The organism is Verrucomicrobiota bacterium, assembly GCA_016871675.1.
GTDB lineage: Bacteria > Verrucomicrobiota > Verrucomicrobiia > Limisphaerales > VHCN01 > VHCN01.
In genome coordinates, this window is record VHCN01000042.1 from 1 (window position 1) to 19,130 (window position 19,130).

Consider the following 19,130-nt stretch of genomic DNA (forward strand, 5'->3'; position numbering starts at 1 on the left):
ACACGATCAAGTCGCCGTTGGGCGCCTCGACGATGCACGAGCCGTGATTGTGCCAGTGCTCGAGCGGGAAGATCAGCTCCGCCGTGTGGAAGGGCTTCTCCGCCGCGCAGCACGGCATCGGTCCCGGAAGGAAACCGACCGAGAAAACCACGAGGAGCCATGGCAGTGGAAAGGCGTTCATGCGGTGTAGGCTGGCCTGTTGATAACGGACAAAACCACGCCTGTCATCTGTGGAATGGGCCAATCTCTCCTTGCGCCACCGCCGAGCCGGCTTCAACTTGACCACGTGCCGTTGACGGACCGCCAGTTTTTCCTGCTCGCCGTGGTGCTTTACGGCGTGAGCATGGTCTATTCGGTGTTCCTGTTCCGGCGCGGGTTCCGGGAGGACAGCCGCGTCAATTACGGCCTGCTCGCGGCCGCGCTTGTCTTCCACACCATCGCGATGGCCAAGCGCGGCTTCTCCTTCGAGCGCTGCCCGGTCAACAACCTGTTCGAGGCGACGCTCTTCATCCTCTGGACGATTGTCGCGGCGTATCTGCTGCTCGGGGCGTGGCAACGGCTGCGATTCCTCGGCGCGTTCGCATCGCCGGCGTTGTTCGCGGTCGGTGTGTTCGCGCTGATGCCCCATCTCGACCCGCCGCCCGGCCCGAAGCCCGACTTCGGCGGCGGCTGGATCAGCCTGCATGCCGCGCTGGTGCTGCTGGCTTACGGCGCGTTCGGGCTCGGGGCCGCGGGCGGCGCGATGTATCTCACGCAGGAGCACGACCTCAAGTACCACAAGATGCGCGCGATTTTCTCGCTCATGCCGCCGATTGACCGCATGGAACTGCTGATCGGCAAGCTGCTTGTCGTAGGGTTTGTGCTGCTCACCGCCGGTCTCGCCCTCACGGCGAAGCTGCCGAGGCAGACGGCGGTGTTTTCGGACGCGAAGACGCAATGGTCGTTGCTCGTCTGGGCGGTTTACCTCGCGCTGGTCCTGTGGCGCTGGCGTGTCACGCAAGGCGGGCGGCGATTCGCATGGTGCGTGGTCGGCAGCTTTCTCTTCGTGCTGCTCACGTTTTGGGGAACCAACCTGATGTCGGAGTTGCACCGATGACCAAGATCCGCGTTTCGCGTTTCGCGTTTCGCATTGGGTTGCCCTCAATCGGCAACCGGCAACCGGCGACCGGCCGTTAACCATGCCTCTCCTCTGCGTCGGCCTTTCGCACCACACCTCGCCCGTCGAGGTGCGGGAGCGGTTTGCCTTTGCGGAAGCCGCGGTGCCGGCGGTGTTGCAGGCGCTGCGGGAGTCGGGCGTCGTGGACGAGGCGGTCGTCCTCTCCACATGCAATCGCGTCGAGATTTACGCGGCCACGGGCGGCGATGCGCGGCTTGCGCTCGCGTCCCTCCGCGGGTTCTTTCTCAAGCATCACAACGCGACCGGCACGCTCGACAAGGAACTTTACGCGCTGAGCGAACCGCAGAGCATCGAGCATCTGTTCAAGGTCGCCAGCGGACTCGACTCGATGGTGCTCGGCGAGACGGAAATCCTCGGCCAGCTCAAGTCCGCCTACGACGTCGCGCGGCGCGGCGGGCACACCGGCGCGAGGCTCAACAAGACGTTCCAGCGCGCGTTCAACGTGGCCAAGCACATCCGCACCGAGACCAGCATCCAGCGCGGCAGCGTGTCCGTGGCGAACGTGGCGGTCGAGCTCGCGGAGAAGATTTTCAGCGCGCTGCACGACCGGCAGGTGATGGTGCTCGGCGCGGGCGACACGAGCGAGAAGGTCGCCCGTGCGCTGCTCAGCCGTGGCGCGCACAGCATCCTCGTCTCGAACCGGTCCTTCGATCGCGCTGAGGCGCTGGCGAAGGAACTCGCCGGGCGCGCGGTGCATTTCGACGATTGGGCGCGCGAGTTCGAGCGCGTGGACATCGTCATCAGCAGCACCTCCGCGCCGCACTACGTGCTCGACCGCAAGAAACTTGAGCCCTTGATGCGCGCCCGGCGCAACCGGCCGCTGTTGCTCGTGGACATCGCCGTGCCGCGCGACATCGAGCCCGAGTGCAACTTCCTGGACGACGTGTATCTCTACAACATCGACGACCTGCAGGCCATCGCGGACGACTACCTGAAGCAGCGACAGGATGAAATCGCCGAGTGCGAGCGGATCATCCGCGAAAAGGCGGCGGCGCTTCTTGCGCCGAAGTCGCGACCGGATCTTCAGGGCGGCGGACTCGCGTTTGGCCACAAGTGACATGCCCGCCGAGCGTCCCATTCTCATCGCCACCCGCGGCAGCGCACTCGCGCTCGCGCAGGCAGAGGCTGTGCTCGCGCAGTGTCGCGCGGCGTTCCCGAGGCTGCGCTTCGAGCAGAAGGTCATCAAGACCACTGGCGACAAGCTCCAGTCGGCTTCGCTCGCGAACCCCGACGCGTCGCTGCCGAAGGGACTCTTCACAAAGGAACTCGAGGTTGCCTTGCTCAAACATCAGGCGGACATGGCCGTGCACAGTTTGAAAGACTTGCCCGTGGACCTGCCCGCGGGGCTCAAGCTGGGCGCCGTGTGCAAGCGCGCCGACGTGCGCGACGTGCTCATCTATCGCGACGCCGAATACCTGCGGGCGCAGGCGGCCGCGGCAACCCTTGCGGAGTGGACTCCCGGCCAGGCCGAGCGCCGCGGGTTCAAGCCGCTCGCCACACTCAAGGACTTCCCGCCGAACACGGTGGTCGCGACAAGCAGCACGCGCCGCCGCGCGCAATTACTTGCTGCGCGGCCGGACCTCAAGGTGGTCGAGCTTCGCGGCAACGTGCCGACGCGGCTTGAGAAGCTCGCGAACCAGGCCGGGCTCGACGCCATCGTCCTCGCTGCCGCCGGATTGGAGCGGCTGAACTTCACGGTCAAGCCCGACGGCCAACTCATCGGCGACGCCGTTCCCGACGGCACACTGGCCGTGAAACTCGAGCCGGAAGAAATGCTGCCCGCCGTCGGGCAGGGCGCCGTTGGGATTGAGGTTCGCGAGGCCGACGAGCGCATCGCGGAGATCATCGCGCGGCTGAATCACTTCAACACGCACCAGTGCGCCCTCGCGGAACGTTCGTTCCTGCGCGGCATGGGCGGCGGTTGCGCCACGCCCGTCGGCGCCTACGCGGTCGTCGTCGGGCAACAAATCCATCTCCGCGCCATCTCGTTCACTACCGGCTCCGCGAAGCGCGCCGAGGCCCGTCGGCCCTTGAACGAAGCCGGGGCGCTCGGCGAGGAGGTGGCCGCCGAGTTGAGCGGGAAGTGATGGCCGGCGACGCGCATCGACAGCGTGCGGCGCGTGTAGTTTAATCTCCGCATGCAGCCCGTGCCCGATTCCACGACGCGCGTCTTGCGCTGGGCGTTCGCTTACGCGGTGTGGGCGCTCGTGGTCGGGTTGTTCACCGCGCAACTGGTCTTCGCCGGCGGCTTCGCCTGGGATCAAGCGTTCCAAACCGCGCTGCGTGACTGGCTGCCGTGGGCGTTGCTCGGGCCGGTCGTGGTCGGACTCGCGGCGAAGTTCCCGCTCGAAGCCGGCCGCTGGCAGGCCAGCCTGCCGGTGCATCTCGCCGCGTGTGTTGCTGCGGTGTTCGCTTGCGAGTTCATCGGCGCGCAACTTCCGCCGCCGGAGCAGCCGAACCGCCCCGGCTCGCCGGGAGCGGGGCAGATGCAACCGCCGTTCCGGCGCGGCGCGACAAATCCACCGCCGAATTTCCGCCGCGACCCGCGTGAGCCAATGCCGCAGCCCGGCGCGCCAAAGCAGCCCGGCCGCTTCGACGGCGGCGAGCGCAACGGCCCTCCCGAACCGCGCGGCGACGGCCAGGATCCCCAGCCGCCACGCCGCGAGTTCAACAACCCGCCCGGCCCGCAGGCACGCGAGCCTTTCAATCGCGACACGGACGGCAAGATGGTGCGCGGAGGCCGTCCGCAGCCCAACCCGGCGTTCAATCCGCCCGTCCCGCGCGAGGGCTTCGTGCCGCCCGCCTCGGCCAGCGAGCGTTTGTTTGGCCAGCCGCGCGACCCCGCGCCGCCGCCGCCGTCACCCGCCCGGGCGGCGGCGATGCGGGCGCGCATTCACGTGCCGATTTACTGGGTGATCGTCTGCCTCGCGCACGCCGTCGCGTATCACCGGCGCGGCGAGGAACGGCAGCGCCGCTCGGCGGAACTCGAGGCGAGCCTCTCGCAGGCGCGCTTGCAGGCGTTGCAGGCGCAGCTCCAGCCGCACTTTCTCTTCAACACTCTCAATGCCGCCGCCACGCTCGTGCACAAGGACCCGCGCGCCGCGGACGAAATGATCACGAACCTCAGCGAGCTGTTGCGCCTCGCGCTCGACGGTTCCGCGCAGCAGGAAGTGCCGCTGCGCCGCGAGTTTGAACTCCTTGACCGCTATCTCGAAATCCAGCAGGTGCGCTTCGGGGCGCGGCTCAAGGTCGAGCGCGAGCTCGACGCCGCAGCGCTCGATGCGCGCGTGCCGACGCTCATTCTCCAGCCGCTCGTCGAGAACGCCATCAAGCACGGCATCGAACCGCGCGCGGCCGCGGGCGTCGTGGGCATCTCCGCCCGGCGCGAAGGCCCCGTGCTGCGGATCGTCGTGCGCGACACCGGCGGCGGCCTTGCCCCGCCGCACCAACCGCGCGACCGCGAGGGCATCGGCCTCGCGAACACCCGCGCCCGCATCGAGGCGCTTTACGGCAGCGCCGGCCGCGTGACGCTTCGCAACGGCGCGGAAGGCGGCTTCAGCGTGGAGATGGAGATGCCGTTCCGCGCATGAAACTCCGCGCCATCATCGTGGACGACGAGCCGCTCGGACGCGAGCGAGTGCGGACTTTGTTGAAGGACGAGGCGGACGTGGAAGTCGTCGCCGAAGCCGCGAGCGGGCCCGACGCCGTGGGCGCGGTCCGCAAGCACGCACCCGACTTGTTGTTCCTCGACGTGCAGATGCCGGGGATGGACGGCTTCGAGGTGCTGCGGGCGCTCGGCCGCGACGAGCTGCCGGAGGTGATTTTCGTGACGGCGTTTGACGAGCACGCGGTGCGGGCGTTCGAGGTTCACGCGCTCGATTACTTGCTGAAGCCGTTCAAGCCGTCGCGATTCAAGCAGGCTGTCGGCCGCGCGCGCGAGCAGTTGCGCGCCCGGGAGAGCGGCGTGGTTCCCGGCGAGCTGATCGCCCTCTTGAAGGAACAGGCGACGCGGCCCACGTTCGCGCAACGACTCGCGGTGAAGTCGCCCGGGCGCACGGTGTTTGTGAAGATCGAGCAGCTGGATTGGGCCGAGACCGCGGGCAATTACGTGGTGCTTCACACCGGCAAGGAAACGCATGTGATGCGTGAAACGATGCAGGCGCTCGAGTCGCGGCTCGACCCGGCGCAGTTTCTGCGCGTGAGCCGCTCCGCGCTCGTGAACGCGGACCGCATCAAGGAACTTCAGCCGGGCTTCAACGGCGAGCACGTGGTGCTGCTGCGCGACGGCACCCGCGTGCCGATGACCCGCGGTTTGCGCGAAGTGCAGGCGGCGATGGAATCGCGGTGAGCGAAAACTGAACTGCGAATGAAAACCCACCCACTCTACCTGGACGGCGAGTTCGTCACGACGGACACGAGCCTGCCCGTGACCAATCCGGCGACGGGCGAGGTGTTCGCGAGCATCTGCACCGTCGGCCGCGGGCGCGTGGCGTTGGCGGTCCGCGATGCACACGCGGCGTTTCAATCCTGGCGGCAGACCAATTGCCGGCATCGAGCCGACCTGCTGCTCAAGCTCGCGGCGGAGGTCGAGCGGCGGAAGGACGACATCGCCCGCGCGATCACGCTCGAGAATGGCAAGCCGCTGGTGCAAAGCTACGCGGAGACCGCGATGACCGCCGACCACCTGCGCTGGTTTGGCGAGGAGGCCCGCCGCGCTTACGGGCGGATCATCCCGAACAACGTGGACGGCAAGCGGCATCTTGTCGTCAAGACGCCGCTCGGGGTCGTGGCCGCGATCAGCCCGTGGAATTTCCCGCTGGTTCTCGCCGTGCGAAAGGTCGCGCCGGCACTCGCCGCGGGATGCACCGTCCTCCTCAAACCGGCGAGTTCCACGCCCGTCTCGTGCGCAGCCTTTGCCGAATGCGTCCACGCGGCGGGTTTGCCGAGGGGCGTGTTCCAACTGGTCGCGGGTTCCGCGTCGGAGATTGGCGCCGAGTTCCTGGAGAATCCGCTCGTGCGCAAGATCACCTTTACGGGCTCCACCGAGGTCGGCAAGCGGTTGATCGAAGGCGCGGCCCGCCTGGTGAAGCCGCTTTCACTCGAACTCGGCGGTTGCGCGCCGCTGATCGTGTTCGACGACGCGGACCTCGACCGCGCGGTCGAGTGCACGCTCATCGCGAAGTTTCGGAACACGGGCCAGACGTGCATCGCCGCGAACCGAATCTACGCGCATCGCGGAGTTTGCGCGGGGTTCATCGACAGGCTTGTCGCGCGGGTCGCGGCGATGAAGGTGGGCGACGGGCTCGAGCCGGGCGTGGAGATTGGCCCGCTTATCAATGAGGCCGCGCTCAAGAGCGCCCTGGGCCAGATCGAGGACGCAGTTGGGAGAGGCGCGCGGTTGCTGTGCGGCGGCACCCGCGTCGCGCGCGGTCGCGGCAACTTCTTCGCGCCTGCGGTGCTGGCGGACGTGCCGGACGCGAGCGCGTGCATGATCGAGGAAACCTTCGCGCCGATCGCGCCGGTGAGCGTGTTCGACACCGAGGGCGAAGTCATCGCCCGGGCGAATGCGACGCCCTACGGGCTGTGCGCGTATGCGTTCACGCGCGACATCGGACGCACGTTCCGCCTCGCCGAGCAGCTCGAAGCCGGGATGATCGCGATCAATGACGCCGTGCCGACGGCCAGCCATTGTCCGTTCGGCGGCGTGAAGCAAAGCGGCTGGGGCCGCGAACTCGGCAGCGAGGGGCTCGACGCCTTCCTCGACACGAAGCACGTGTCGCTGGGGTTGTGACACACCGGTTGCGCGGTGAGAATCACTTCTTCGCAGGCGGTTGCGACTTCAAGTGTTTGATGAGGAACTCGAGTCCTTCGCGCGCGCCGTTCACGCCGTCCTGCTGGTGCTTGACGATGCACTCGATGCCGAGCTTGTCCATGCGTTCCTTGAGGCGCAGGCCGAAGTTGATGTGATGAATGCCCGCGCCGGGCGGGGCGTTGTCGGGCATCGGGCCGCGCGGCAGTTCGTTGTAGAACGCATACACGGGCGGGTCATCGCGCGTGAGGTGCGTGATGGGTGCGGCGGCTTCATACATTGAGTGCGCCTTCGATGTCCCGAGTTCGTCTTTCTTCAGGCCATAAAACCCCTCGAGCGCGGGGTGTTCGTGCGCGCGGCCGCCGACCCATTCTTTGATCGTGCGCGGGTCGTAGGTGCTTTGAGCGCCGTTCACGGTCATGCATGTGAGGCGCGTGGATTGCCGCAACACCGGGTCGTCGCTCTTCGGGTCGGCGAGGTCGTCGTGGAAGCCAATCCACAGCGACGTGCCCGCGCCTGCGCTGCCGCCGGTGGAGGCGATGCGCTTGGGGTCGAGATTCCAGTCCTTCGCGTGATGTCGCGCGGTCTGGATGGCGCGCGCGGAATCCATGTAGTGAGCCGGGAAGCTCACCTCGGGCGAGAGACGGTAGTTGATGGCCATGACGGAAAGGCCGGCCTTGAGGCAGCCGTCGAGCAGGGCGGGGGAGAGGCCTTCCTTGCTGCCGCTGCGGAAGCCGCCGCCATGGATGAACACGACGAGTGGCGTGGGGGAATCGGATTTCGCCTTCCACAAGTCGAGGACGTTTCGCTGGTGCGGACCGTATTTGTAGTTGGCAAGGTCGGGCGCGGGCTTTGGAGCCGCGGCAGGACGGGTCTTCTTCGGTTCTTGTGTGAAGCCGATCGTAGCGAAGCCGAGGATCAACAAGCCGGCGGCGAAGGGGCGGCGGAGGGGGGCGTGTTTTGAGTTCATGAGGTTGAGGGACGGGCGATGGATGCAGGCTGCCACCGGGACCCGGGTTGGCCAAGTGCAAAGGCGCCCGCCGCCGGGTTCGAAGCGGGCGCAGACGATTACCGTCGCAAGCCGTGGGACGCCGCGGAACTGCGTGCGCGGTTGCAGTCCGGCGAACGCGCCGTGAACAAGCAGAAGGAACGGCTCGCGCACACGCGCTGCTCCACGCGCGGCGGCGCGACGTCCGGTGCCGGAGTCGTCGTCTGCCGGGACTGTCACTCCATTCGTGACGACCCAAAGCAGTGGCGGAAACCTCGGGGCGGCACCCGCCGGAAATTCAGGAGCGCGCGGTGTTCGCGATTTGCCCCGGGTGCATCGAGGGCCGGATGGCGCAGATCGTCCTGGACAGTCTTTGCATCGCGCCGTTCCGGCTAGTTGTTCTTCTTGCCCTTCTGTTTCGCCTTCGAGTCCTCGCGTGCGCGTGTATTCGAGTAGGTGTCGGCCGGCCAGTTCTTCACGAGCAGCGCCTTCATCTCGGCCACCACGGCGGCGAGCTTCGGGTCGGCCGCCAGATTCGTCAGTTCGCGCGGGTCGTTGTGGTGGTCGTAGAGTTCGGCGCCCTGCCTGCCGTTGTCCCACTCGGTGTAACGCCAGCGTTCGGTGCGGACGCTGTGGCCGGGAAATGTGCCCCGCCACACTTGCGTGTGCGCGGGCTTGGTCCACGTCGCCGAGGGGTCATTGAGCAGCGGGCGAAGGCTCTGTCCGGGCAGATGGGTCGGTGGTTGCAGCGCGCAAAGGTCCGCGAGCGTGGGGTGGACATCCACGAGTTCCACCGTGCGTCCGCAGGCCCTGCCCTTCGCCTTCTGGCCCGGCGTGGCGATGATGAACGGCACGCGCGCGGACTCTTCGAAGACGCTTTGCTTCATCCAAAGCCCGTGCTGGCCCGTGAGGTAACCGTGGTCGCTCCAGAACACGACGATGGTCTTGTCCGCAAGCTTGAGCCGGTCGAGCGCGTCGAGCAGCCGGCCGACTTGCGCGTCCACGAACGAGATGCACGCGTAGTAGGCGCGGAGACACTCGCGAAGCTGCGTGTCGTTGAGCCCGTAGTTGGGGTTGGCGATGGTGATGGCGGGGCGCGGGATGTCGTCGCGGTCATTCGTCGGGTCTTGCACGAGCCGGATCGAGTCGAGCGGGTAAAGGTCGAAGTATTTCTTCGGGCAGACGTAGGGCGTGTGCGGCCGGTAGAATCCCGCGGCAATGAAGAACGGCTTGTCCTTGTTTGCTTCGAGGAGCTTGATCGTCTCGGTGGCAACCTTGCCGTCGGTCTGATCAGTGTCCGCGCCCTCGGCCGCGAGGTAACTCATGGAGGCGCCAAAGGAACCCTTCGCGCCGGTGTATTGCGTGATGATCGGCTCGTCGTCCTTGTCGCGGCCGCGGGGATTGATGGCGACATTCCACGACGCCGCGTCGTCGAGACCCGGCGTCCCGATCTGGCCGGGGTTGCCGTAATGATAGATCTTCCCGACGCGCGCCGAGAAGTAACCGCCCTTCATGAAGGTCTGCGGCATGGTCACGACGTTTGGCAGCGAGGTCTTTCGGAAGTCTTTCTGAAGATCGAACACCTGCGTGGTGTCCGGCCGCAGGCCCGTCATGATCGACACGCGGCTCGGCGAGCACAGCGGGAACTGGCAGTAGGCGCGGTCGAATCGCGTGCCGCGCGCTGCCAGTCGGTCGATGTTCGGCGACTTCACGAGCGGATGCCCGTAGCAACCGAGGTCGTTGTTCATGTCGTCCACGGCGATGAACAGCACGTTGAGCTTCTCCGCGCCCGCGAGCGGCACGGTGCAAAGCGTGGCGGTGAGGGTGAGCGCGGCAAGCGCGCGCGCGATGTGGCAGGTGAGTGTCATGGTGCTTCAGCGCACTGTAGCTGTGTGCGCGCACGGGGCAAGCCGGGCCTTTGTCCCGTCGTGGTGTGTAGTGGCACATGGACAGCGCAGGCGCGGGCCGGCAGAATCACGGCATGAACGACCGCGACACAAACTCCGGGACCGACGACCCGGTCGCCCGTCGCATGGCGTCGCTTGGCGTGCGCGTGACGGACATGGTGGAGACGTTCGTGCGGTCGGGAGGGCACGGCGGTCAGAACGTCAACAAAACCTCGACCTGTGTGATGCTCGTCCACAAGCCGACAGGTCTTCAGGTGAAGTGCCAGGTGTCGCGTCACCAAGGCCGGAATCGGGTGCTCGCGCGTTCGCTCCTGCTCGACAAGATCGAGGCGTTGCAGAGGGGAAACGCCGCCGCGCGAGTCGCGGAACGGGAAAAGCTGCGGCGCCAAAACCTCAAGCGCAGCCGCGGTTCGAAGGAGAGAATGCTCGCCACGAAGGCGCGTCACTCGTCGAAGAAGGCGTTCCGCCGGCGCGTCGGCGGCGACGAGTAGGTCGCGAAGCCGGCGGGGTCAGAATCCGAGGCATGATGAACCACGGATTGGAGGCGCGTTACTTCGACTTCTCTTCATACTCGCGCAGCGTTTTCTCCAACTCGGGCTTGAGGGTCGCGTCCTTGCACATTGCGATCGCCTGCTTCTGAAACTTGATGGCGTCCGCCTTCTTGCCAGTGTCAAACAGGGCGCGGGCATACGTGTCGACGATGGCTGGGTCCTTGCCATCGCAGGCATCGAATGCGGCCTTGGCAGCGCGCATGGCGAGCGCAAGGTCGCGGTTCTTCACGCCTTCCTCCGTGAGGATGAACCACGCGAACTCATTCATCAGTTGAGCGTCGTTGCCGGCGTCCCTTACGATCTGTTCCCCAAGTTTGGCGGCCCGGTCGGCCTCGCGTCCGGTGACGACGAACTGCGCGTATTGATTGATGAGCTTGGCGGCGAGCTGTGCCCGGCGTGCGGCGGCGATGTCATATTTACCCGCGAGCATTTGCTCCAGCGCCTTGTCCAAACCCGCCATCGGATGGCCGTGCCACGCGATGATGCCGGCTTTGTCTACGATGAACGCGTGCGGGATGCCCTCGACACCGAACGCCTCCATGTAGCCCTTGCTCGTGCCGTTGTCCTTGTCGAGCGCGACGACGTAGTCCATTTGCGCGCCCATCTTCGTGACGAACGGCTTCACCGTGGCCGGCTCCTCGCCGCTGACGCCGATGAACGTGACGTTCTCCTTGAACTTCTTCTGCATGTCCGTGAGGTGCGGGATGCTGACGCGGCACGGCGGGCACCACGTGGCCCAGAATTCGACGACGAAGTATTGCCTGCCTTTTCCGTCGGCGAGTTTCTGTTCCTTGCCCTTCACCCACTCGGAGATTTTGAGAGCGGGCGCGGCGTCGCCAAGCTCCGCGGCTTGGAGCGCCGAGCAGGCGGCGAGGAGCGCGGCGGCGGCGAGGAGTCGTTGAGGTTGCGGTTTCATTCGGGTTCGTTGGGTTGGAGTTGACCGGAGATTGCCCCGGAGCCGGGCGTTTGCAAGACGCAAGATGCCGCGATCACCGCCAAAGTCTCGACACCTTCCGGATCGTTCACTAGCCTCCGCCCACGGTTTTTACAGTGCCATGAATCAACTCGACCTGAAGGGAAGGAACGGAATCGTCACGGGCGGTGCGCGCGGGATCGGCTTCGCCATCGCCAAGCGGCTGCTCGAATCCGGCGCGCGCGTGTGCCTGTGGGACCGCGACGCGGCGGCGCTCGCCGCGGCAGCCACCTCGCTCGGCGCCCTCGGTGAAGTGACGACGCACACGCTCGACCTCACGAAACCCGACGCGTGCAAGGCCGCCGCGCGATCGACACGCGACCGCTTCGGTTCCGTCGAGTTGCTTGTCAACAACGCGGGCATCGCGGGCGTGAACAAGCGCGTCTGGGAATTTGCCGCGGACGAATGGCGCGCGGTGATCGAAACCAACCTCAACGCCGTGTTCTACGTCTGCAACGCCGTCGTCCCCTTCATGCTCGAACGAAAATACGGCCGCATCGTGAGCACGGCGTCCATCGCGGGCAAGGAAGGCAATCCCAACGCGGCCCATTACAGCGCGGCGAAGGCCGGCGTGATCGGCCTCACCAAGTCGCTCGGCAAGGAGCTCGCGAAGGAGGGCATCCTCGTCAACTGCATCACGCCCGCGGTCATCCAGACGGACATCCTCAAGCAGGTCGAGCAATACCACATCGACTACATGCTCTCGAAGATCCCGATGGGGCGCTTTGGGAAAGTGGAGGAAGCCGCCGCGCTCGTCGCGTGGCTTTGCAGTGACGATTGCTCGTTCACCACGGGCGGTGTGTTCGATCTCTCCGGCGGGCGGGCGACCTATTGACCGCGAACGGAATGGCCGCGCGATGCGGACATGTTCCCCCTTCCCAACCGCAAACCCCTCGCGTAGCGTTCGCCGCACTTTCGATCATGCCGAGCGTTTTCATCAAGACCTACGGCTGCCAGATGAACGAGCGGGACAGCGAGGCTGTGGCCGCGCAACTGGTCTCGCGCGGGTATTCCCTCGCGCCGAGCGAGGCCGGCGCGGACGTGATTCTCCTGAACACCTGCAGCATCCGCGACCAGGCCGAGCAAAAGGCGCTGGGCAAGATGGCGACGCTCGCAGCGCAGCGGCGCAAGCGCGGGTCCAATCAGGTGCTCGGCTTCGTGGGCTGCATGGCGCAGGGCCGGGGGCGGGAGTTGATCGAGCGGTTGCCGGACGTGGACCTCGTGCTCGGCACGCAGCGATTCCATCACGCGGCGGATCACCTCGACGAAATCCTCGCGGGACGGATGCGCAACGTCGTGGACATCGCTGACGAAGCGGGCAGCGAAGCGACCATTCGCGAGCACTTGTTCCGTCCATCCGGCGCGCAAGTCACCGCCTTTGTCAGCATCATGCAGGGCTGCAATCAATACTGCACCTTCTGCATCGTGCCCTACACGCGCGGCCCGGAGCGCAGCCGCGCGACCGGCGACATCCTTGCCGAGTGCCGGGAACTCGTCGCGCGCGGCGTGAAGGAAATCACGCTCCTCGGCCAGATCGTGACGAGCTACGGCCGCCGTGAAGTCCCCGCGCGAGGCGGCAGATCCGCATTCGTGCAACTGCTCGACGCGGTGCACGCGATCGAGGGCTTGGAGCGCATACGGTTCACCTCGCCGCATCCGAAGGGTTACGGCGCGGACTTGATCGAGGCATTTACGAGGTTGCCGAAGCTGTGCGAGCACGCCCATCTGCCCGTGCAAAGCGGCAGCGACCGCCTCCTGCGGTTGATGCATCGCGGCTACACGCGCGAGCGGTTCCTCGGCATCGTGTCCGCGCTTCGCGCCGCGCGCCCAGGCATTGCGATCGGCACGGACATCATCGTCGGTTTTCCCGGCGAGACGGAGGAAGACCTCCAGCAGACCGTCGCGCTCGTGCGCGAGGTCGGCTTCGACAACGTATTCGCCTTCAAATACAGCCCGCGTGAAGGGACACCCGCCGCCACGATGTCCGGCGCCGTGCCGGAAGAAGTGATCGAACGCCGGCACGCGCACCTGCTCGAAGTGGTGAACGACTGCTCGGCGCGCAAGCTCGCCCAGTGCGTCGGCCGCCGGATGCAGGTGCTGGTCGAGGGGCCGAGTCATCGGAATCCCGAGCGTGTCGAAGGCCGGACGCGTTGCAATCGCATTGTAGTCTTCGAGGGTGGCGCGCGGCATCACGGGCAGTTGCTCGACGTGCGCATTGATCGCGCAAGCCGCAGCACGCTCTACGGAGATCCGGCGATCCACATGGACGCCTGCGACAACGCCGCATGACCCTCTCCCAGATCGCCATCGTCCTCGGCTTGGGCTTCGCGCTTCCGCAAGTTTATGGGCTTGTCGAGCCCGCGGGCTATCGCGCAGCGCTCCGCAAGTTCCCGCGCTCCGAGCCCTGTGGCTGGGTGCTCATGGCCATCGCCACGCTTTGGATGCTTCACTACCTGCGGCTTGAATCCAACGCCGACATCGCGAAGCTCAAGCCGCTGCTTTACGGGCTCTTTATCGCGCTCGGTGTGGGCACGTGCGTGTTGGTGCGGGATTTTCTGGCGGTGCGCGGACTGGCCCTCGTGCTGATGCTCGCGGCGAAGTTTGTGCTCGATACCGCGCGCTGGCATGAGTCGGTCTGGCGCCTCGTGCTCATCACGTGGGCCTACGTCTGGATCATCGCGGGCATCTGGTGGACCGTTTCGCCCTGGCGGCTCCGCGACAGTTTGGAGCGGAAGACGTCGACCGACACCGTGGTGCGGGTCGGCAGCGGCCTGCGGCTGGCGATCGGGCTCTTCATCGCGATTCTCGGACTGACCGTCCTCTGACCTGCGAAGGCCCTCGAGCCCATGAAACCGAAGGGGCGCATCCTCGTCATTCGCGGCGGAGCGATCGGGGATTTCATCGTGACGCTTCCGGTGCTCACGGCCCTGCGGCACCACTTTCCCGACACGCACATCGAGGTTCTCGGCTATCCGCGCATCGCACAACTTGCGCTCGCGGGCAGGCTCGCGGACGCGGTGCGCTCGATCGAGAGCCGCGAGTTTGCCGGCTTCTTCTCACGCGGCGGCCCGCTCGATCAAGGTCTCGAGGATTACTTCGCCAGCTTCAGCCTCATCCTTTCCTATCTCTACGATCCCGACTTGTTCTTCGAGCAGAACGTGAAGCGCCACACTGCCGCGCACTTCATCGCGGGGCCGCACCGGCCGGACGAGGCGCAGCAAGTCCACGCGAGCGACGTGTTCCTCAAGCCGCTCGAACGGCTCGCGATCTTCGGCGCGGACCCGGTTCCGCGAATCGATCTCTCCCCAATGCCCCTGCGGCCGGCGTCCCTTCGGACGGTCGCGGCGCATCCCGGCAGCGGCAGCGAGCGCAAGAACTGGCCGGAGGATCGGTGGGTGGGATTCCTCGCCGGGCTGTTGCGGCGCGAGCCCGTGCGGCTCGTGCTCGTTGGCGGGGAAGCCGAAGCCGGGCGGCTTCAGCGGCTCGCCGCCGGCCTCGCTCCAGATCGCGTCGAGTTGGTCGAGAGCAGGCCGCTGGCGGAACTCGCGGTGCGATTGCACGAGTGTGCGGCGTTCATCGGGCACGATTCGGGAATCACCCACCTTGCCGCCGCGCTCGGACTGCCGGGCGCGGTGCTTTGGGGACCGTCGAATCCGGCGATCTGGCGGCCGCTGTCCGCGCGGATGACATTGATCCAAGCCCCTGCGGGTTTGGCGGGCATCGAGGTGAACCACGTGCTGGATCGAGTCGCCGGGCTGCTTCACCGCGCAAGCGCCGCCGCGAGAGGGACCACCGGTCCGGCCTGTGCGAATGAGACCCCGGTCGATTGCTTCAGAATCTCACGCTCAGAGACTCCGGATCGTGAACAGTTGTAACCGTTGCGCATCCTTGACTGTCCGATAGCGGACAGTTTCACTTGCCGATCTCGATGGAAGAACGCGACCTGCAATCAGGATCCCCGATGCCGACACGGAAGGATTTTCGTGTCGGCATCGCCGGCGCCGGGTTCATCGTCAATGAGTGCCACCTCCCGGCGTATCGTCACGCGGGTTGGAAGCCCGTCGCCATCGTTGCCGGGCCGGAGCACCTGCTGCCTGCAATGGCGCGCCACGGCGAAGGAGTTGGTGCGCGGATGCTCAACCAGTTTGGGATCACCACTTCGATGGTCGAGGACGCCATTGAAACCACCGAGCGGGTGTGAGGCATTCCCGCGTTCGGCCTTGCGGCACGCGATCTCGCGGCACCTGAGCCGAAACCCAGCACTTAGACGGCCCAATTTAAACCCGGCCAGGATGAAGCTCGGCATCATCAACAGCGCGTTTCAGCAAGCCGGGGTGGACACCGCGTCGGGCCTTCGTCACATCTCGCGGATCGGTTTCGACTGCGTGGATATCTTCACCGAGGCCGTCCGCATTCCGCAGAAGGAAGTGAAACTCGTCGCGCGGACGTGCGAACAGCTGGGGTTGCCCATTGTCTCGCTGCCCGTTGTAAGCGTCGGATTGGTGGACTTCAACGAACCTGTCCGCGCGTTTCATGTCGCCCGCACAAAACGCTTCATCGACCTCGCGAAGACCTGGGGGGCGACGAACGTATTGCTGGTGCTCGGCGAATATGTCTGGCAACGCGAGGTTATCCCGCCTGCCGCACAGTGGCAGTGGGGCATCGAGACGTGCCGGCGCCTCGGCGACTACGCGGACCGCCGCGGCGTGGACATCGCGCTGGAGCTTGAGCCGTTCCGGCTGAGCCTGCTGAACAGCGTGGATGCCATGGTGCGGTTCGTGGACGAGTGCGGGCATCCGCGCGTCCGCGCGAACATCGACGTGAGCCACCTCGTGCTGAGCGACACCTCACCATCGGATGTGCGAAAGCTGAAGGGTCGCGCCATTCACGTTCACCTCAGCGATTGCGACGGCAAGGTGCATGGCGACCTTCCACCGGGACGCGGTGTTGTGAAATTCGCGCCGTATTTGCAGGCCATCAAGGAACTCGACATCAACGGCGTCGTCTCGATCGAACTCGAGTATTCACCCGACCCGCGGCGCATCGTCGAGTGGGTTGAGGAAGCTTATCGGGAAACTGCGAAACTGATGGATCAAGTCGGGTTGCGCTCCTGACCCGGCGCGCGACCCGGTTCGCGCAGTGCTTCCTTCCAGCCTCCGGCGTGGTGCGGGGAATTCCTCGGCCTGATGTTCTGGCTCTTCGGGCGCGTCAGGATGACGATGACGGCGAATCCGAGACTGTGCCACAGCATGGCTTGTCGCCACGGTCGGCGAGGCGTTTGGGGGGCGTGAGTTCCAAGGAGGCGAGCCAAGTTTGCAGGATACGACTGATGCAGTGTTGGGTGAGATTGAGGTCGCGGCGTTGGACGGGAGCAAGTCCGCGCCGGAATCAGGGAACTCGGCGCGGGCAACCACGGAGGAGGCTCACATGGCCACGGCGGGGATCCAGCGCCATCAACTCGGCGGCGCGCGGGCGTTCAAAATCCGGCTTCGCCGCCCTCGTCCGGTGTGGCATAACCGTGCGCGATGTTTCTGACCCGCGCCGAACTCGACAGTCTGCTGAACGTCCGGCTCCGCTCCCCGCACGAGTTGCTCGGGATGCACCCGCTGGACGATGGAAGCGGGCTCGTGGCTCGCGCGTTCGTCCGTGACGCCGCGAAGGTGCGCGTTGAGCCCGTTCACGAGAAGGACAAGCCGTCGTTCTCCCTCAAGCGCGTGGACGACTCGGGCCTCTTCGAGGGGACGACCACGAAGGCCCACCGCGTCTACGCCTACGATTTCGTCATCACCGGCCACGACGGCAACGTCCGCCGCACGCGGGACGCCTACTCGTTCCTGCCATCCGTGGGCGAGTTGGACCTGCACCTCTTCAACGAAGGCAAGGACGTTCGCCTCTTCGAGAAACTCGGCGCGCATTTGCGCACGGTGGATGGCGTGCCGGGCACGAGCTTCGCCGTGTGGGCGCCGAACGCGCAGCGCGTGTCCGTCGTCGGCGCCTTCAACAACTGGGACGGCCGCTGCCACCCGATGCGGTTGCTCGGCGTGTCGGGCGTGTGGGAGCTGTTTCTGCCCGGCGTCCTCGAGGGCGCGCTCTACAAGTTCGAGGTCAAGGACTGTCACGGCAATCTCGTGCTCAAGACGGACCCGTTCGGTGCCACTTACGAAGTCGCGCCCAAGAACGCCGCCGTCGTGTGGGACAATACGAAGTTCGCGTGGACGGATGCCTCGTGGCTTGCGAAGCGCGGCGGCCAGAATCCGTTCCGCGCGCCGATGAGCATTTACGAGCTGCACCTCGGTTCATGGATGAAGAAGACCGCGACCGAGTCGTTCAGCTTTCGCGAAGTGGCCGGACCGCTGGTGGACTACGTCCGCCGGATGGGATTCACGCACGTGGAATTCCTGCCGGTGATGGAGCATGCGTTCTATCCGAGCTGGGGCTATCAGGTGACGGGTTTCTTCGCGCCCACGAGCCGCTTTGGGACGCCGGACGATTTGCAGTTCCTCATCAACGCGCTGCACGAGGCGGGCATCGGCGTGATCGTGGACTGGGTGCCGGCGCACTTCCCGCGGGACGAGTGGGCGCTCGCGCGCTTCGACGGCACCGCGCTCTACGAGCACGAGGACCCGCGGCAGGGCGCGCATCAGGATTGGGGCACGCTCATCTTCAACTTCGGCCGGCACGAGGTGCGGAACTTCCTCCTCGCGAACGCGCTGTTCTGGTGCGAGCGCTTCCACGTGGACGGCCTGCGCGTGGACGCGGTGGCCTCGATGCTCTACCTCGATTACTCGCGCAAGGACGGCGAGTGGGTGGCGAACCAATACGGCGGTCGGGAAAATCTGGAGGCCATGGACTTCCTCAAGGAGTTCAACCACCTCGTCCACACCCGGCATCCCGGCGTCGTGACCATCGCGGAGGAAAGCACCACGTGGCCGATGGTCACGCGGCCGCCGTATCTCGGCGGGCTGGGCTTCACTTTCAAGTGGAACATGGGCTGGATGCACGACACGCTGCACTACTTCAAACGCGAGCCCGTGCACCGCAAGCATCATCAGAACGACCTCACGTTCGCGATGCTCTACCACCACCACGAGAACTTCCTCCTGCCGCTCTCGCACGATGAAGTGGTGCACGGCAAGGGCTCGCTCCACCGCAAGTTGCCCGGTGACGACTGGCAGGCGTTTGCAAATTTGCGCGCCCTCCTTGCGTATCAATGGTGCTTCCCGGGCAAGAAGCTGCTGTTCATGGGTTGCGAATTTGGGCAGACGGGCGAGTGGAACGCCAACGCGCCCCTCGATTGGGGGCTGCTCGAACAGGGGCCGTTTCACACCGGCCTCCAGCGGTTCGTCGCCGACCTCAACAAAATCTACAACGCCGAAGCCGCGCTGTGGGACGCCGATTACGCGCTCGAAGGCTTCTTCTGGGTGGACTGCTCCGACAGCGAGCGCAGCATCTTCTCGTTCGTCCGCCAGACGACGACCGGCGTCGGGCAACTCCTCGTCCTCTTGAATCTCGCGCCCGTGCCGCGGGTGCAATATCGCCTCGGCTTGCCCCAAGGTGGACGCTGGCGCGAGGTGCTCAACAGCGACGCCGCCATCTACGGCGGCTCCAACATGGGCAACATGGGGGGCGTGCCCGCCGAAGCCTTCCCCGCGCACGGCCAGCCGTTCTCCGCCGAGTTCACCCTGCCGCCCCTCAGCGTAAGCGTGTTTAGGGGCGAGAGGTAGG

18 protein-coding genes are annotated in these 19,130 nt (G+C 66.0%); 14 read left to right on the forward strand and 4 right to left on the reverse strand.

What is annotated here, in order from left to right; genetic code table 11:
• Positions 1–181 (reverse strand): hypothetical protein (locus tag FJ386_09990; protein MBM3877035.1); only part of this gene is annotated, 181 nt, incomplete at its 3' end.
• 162 nt (positions 182–343) lie between these two features.
• Between FJ386_09990 and FJ386_09995 the strand changes: the two genes are divergently transcribed.
• The 6 genes from FJ386_09995 to FJ386_10020 all read left to right on the forward strand — a co-directional run bounded on the left by FJ386_09995 (position 344) and on the right by FJ386_10020 (position 6,968).
• Positions 344–1,096 carry a cytochrome c assembly protein gene (locus FJ386_09995; protein MBM3877036.1) on the forward strand — a complete coding sequence of 251 codons (753 nt, stop codon included), beginning with the start codon at positions 344–346 and terminating at the stop codon, positions 1,094–1,096.
• An 82-nt stretch (positions 1,097–1,178) separates the two neighbouring features.
• Entirely contained in the window at positions 1,179–2,234 is a 1,056-nt protein-coding gene (locus tag FJ386_10000) for a glutamyl-tRNA reductase (GenBank protein ID MBM3877037.1), read from the forward strand.
• On the forward strand, positions 2,125–3,264 hold the full coding sequence (hemC, locus tag FJ386_10005) for a hydroxymethylbilane synthase (GenBank protein MBM3877038.1): 1,140 nt from the start codon (positions 2,125–2,127) through the stop codon (positions 3,262–3,264). Before FJ386_10000 ends, hemC begins: the two co-directional genes overlap by 110 nt.
• A 51-nt stretch (positions 3,265–3,315) precedes the next feature.
• A complete protein-coding gene (locus FJ386_10010; GenBank protein MBM3877039.1) occupies positions 3,316–4,767 on the forward strand; it encodes a hypothetical protein in 1,452 nt (483 codons plus the stop codon).
• Positions 4,764–5,525: a response regulator gene (locus tag FJ386_10015; protein MBM3877040.1), complete on the forward strand. Its 762-nt coding sequence runs from the start codon at positions 4,764–4,766 to the stop codon at positions 5,523–5,525. The genes FJ386_10010 and FJ386_10015 overlap by 4 nt, the downstream gene beginning before the upstream one ends.
• Positions 5,526–5,543: 18 nt before the next feature.
• On the forward strand, positions 5,544–6,968 hold the full coding sequence (locus FJ386_10020; protein ID MBM3877041.1) for an NAD-dependent succinate-semialdehyde dehydrogenase: 1,425 nt from the start codon (positions 5,544–5,546) through the stop codon (positions 6,966–6,968).
• A gap of 22 nt (positions 6,969–6,990) precedes the next feature.
• On the opposite strand, the gene FJ386_10025 is transcribed toward FJ386_10020, so the two are convergent.
• Both FJ386_10025 and FJ386_10030 read right to left on the reverse strand, forming a co-directional pair.
• On the reverse strand, positions 6,991–7,956 hold the full coding sequence (locus FJ386_10025; protein MBM3877042.1) for an alpha/beta hydrolase: 966 nt from the start codon (positions 7,954–7,956) through the stop codon (positions 6,991–6,993).
• A 410-nt stretch (positions 7,957–8,366) separates the two neighbouring features.
• A complete protein-coding gene (locus FJ386_10030; protein MBM3877043.1) occupies positions 8,367–9,842 on the reverse strand; it encodes a sulfatase in 1,476 nt (491 codons plus the stop codon).
• Between the two features lie 113 nt (positions 9,843–9,955).
• Between FJ386_10030 and FJ386_10035 the strand changes: the two genes are divergently transcribed.
• Positions 9,956–10,372 carry a peptide chain release factor-like protein gene (locus FJ386_10035; protein ID MBM3877044.1) on the forward strand — a complete coding sequence of 139 codons (417 nt, stop codon included), beginning with the start codon at positions 9,956–9,958 and terminating at the stop codon, positions 10,370–10,372.
• A gap of 58 nt (positions 10,373–10,430) precedes the next feature.
• Here the strand turns inward: FJ386_10035 and FJ386_10040 are convergent, their stop codons facing one another.
• Positions 10,431–11,348 (reverse strand): redoxin domain-containing protein, encoded by a 918-nt coding sequence (locus FJ386_10040; protein ID MBM3877045.1) that lies wholly within the window; start codon positions 11,346–11,348, stop codon positions 10,431–10,433.
• A gap of 139 nt (positions 11,349–11,487) precedes the next feature.
• Between FJ386_10040 and FJ386_10045 the strand changes: the two genes are divergently transcribed.
• From FJ386_10045 to glgB, 7 genes are all read left to right on the forward strand, one after another.
• Positions 11,488–12,240 (forward strand): SDR family oxidoreductase, encoded by a 753-nt coding sequence (locus FJ386_10045; protein ID MBM3877046.1) that lies wholly within the window; start codon positions 11,488–11,490, stop codon positions 12,238–12,240.
• Positions 12,241–12,326: 86 nt separating this feature from the next.
• A complete protein-coding gene (gene miaB, locus FJ386_10050) occupies positions 12,327–13,694 on the forward strand; it encodes a tRNA (N6-isopentenyl adenosine(37)-C2)-methylthiotransferase MiaB (GenBank protein ID MBM3877047.1) in 1,368 nt (455 codons plus the stop codon).
• On the forward strand, positions 13,691–14,230 hold the full coding sequence (locus FJ386_10055) for a hypothetical protein (protein ID MBM3877048.1): 540 nt from the start codon (positions 13,691–13,693) through the stop codon (positions 14,228–14,230). Before miaB ends, FJ386_10055 begins: the two co-directional genes overlap by 4 nt.
• Before the next feature lie 21 nt (positions 14,231–14,251).
• Positions 14,252–15,280, forward strand: coding sequence for a glycosyltransferase family 9 protein (locus FJ386_10060; GenBank protein MBM3877049.1), 1,029 nt, complete (start codon positions 14,252–14,254; stop codon positions 15,278–15,280).
• 86 nt (positions 15,281–15,366) lie between these two features.
• Entirely contained in the window at positions 15,367–15,606 is a 240-nt protein-coding gene (locus FJ386_10065) for a hypothetical protein (GenBank protein ID MBM3877050.1), read from the forward strand.
• Between the two features lie 91 nt (positions 15,607–15,697).
• Positions 15,698–16,519, forward strand: a complete 822-nt coding sequence (locus FJ386_10070; GenBank protein MBM3877051.1) for a sugar phosphate isomerase/epimerase — start codon at positions 15,698–15,700, stop codon at positions 16,517–16,519.
• Positions 16,520–16,930: 411 nt separating this feature from the next.
• The gene (gene glgB / locus FJ386_10075) at positions 16,931–19,129 is read left to right on the forward strand and encodes a 1,4-alpha-glucan branching protein GlgB (GenBank protein MBM3877052.1); all 2,199 of its coding nucleotides are present in this window, start codon (positions 16,931–16,933) and stop codon (positions 19,127–19,129) included.
• Position 19,130: the final 1 nt, after the last annotated feature.